The organism is Geodermatophilus sp. DF01-2 (genome assembly GCF_004571065.1).
Classification (GTDB): domain Bacteria; phylum Actinomycetota; class Actinomycetes; order Mycobacteriales; family Geodermatophilaceae; genus Geodermatophilus.
In genome coordinates this window covers 1-809 of the sequence record NZ_SPQN01000191.1, presented here as the reverse complement: position 1 = coordinate 809, position 809 = coordinate 1, and the positions used below count along the sequence as shown (strand labels likewise).

1 protein-coding gene is annotated in these 809 nt (G+C 76.9%); it reads left to right on the top strand.

The window, feature by feature from the left end; all coding sequences use genetic code 11:
• Positions 1 to 57 precede the first annotated feature (57 nt).
• Positions 58 to 809 (top strand): endolytic transglycosylase MltG (locus E4P41_RS21775; protein WP_245177567.1); only part of this gene is annotated, 752 nt, incomplete at its 3' end.

Below are 809 nucleotides of genomic sequence, written 5' to 3'. Positions count from 1 at the left end.
CATCCCTCCGAGCCGCTGCCCGACCTGCCGCCGCGGCCTGCGGGCACGTGGTCACGGTTGTCCCGCCGCAACGACGAGCCGGCGGACGACGCCACGGTGGCCCGGCCGCTGGGCGCCGTCCCCGCGGTCCCCGGCGGGGGGCAGGACGACCGGTCGCACGACGACAGGAGTGCCGACACCGAGGTACACGACCTGGACCTGCACGACTGGGACGACGACCCCGACTCCACCGGCGGCCTGGAGGTGCTCGGCGCCTCCGGCTCGGACGACGTCCGTCGCCGGCGCCGCGGCCGGCGCGCCGAGCAGCACCACGACGACCACGACGACGACGGCCACGGTGGGGGCTCCGACGGCCCGCCGGGCGGCGACGGGCCGCGTTCCGACCGGCCGCGGGGCCGGCGCAGCCCGCTGGCCGTCGTCCTCACCTTCGTGGTCCTGGCCGGCCTGGTCGCCGGCATCGTCCTCGGGGGCAGGGCGCTGATCAACCTGGTCAACCCGCCCAGCGCGGACTACGCGGGCCAGGGCAGCGGCAGCGTCGAGGTGCAGGTCGCCCCGGGTGACACGCTCAGCGACATCGCCCGCACCCTGGTCGCCGAGGACGTCATCGCCTCCGCCGGCCCGTTCGTCGAGGCCGCCGAGAGCGAGCCGGCGGCGACCGGCATCCAGCCCGGCGTCTACGCCATGCGGTCGCAGATGAGCGGGGCGGCCGCCCTCGACCTGCTCCTGGACCCGGCCACCCGGATGGTCTCGCGGGTGACGATCCCCGAGGGCTTCACCGTGCGTGAGGTCGTCGAGCGGCTGGCCGAGGC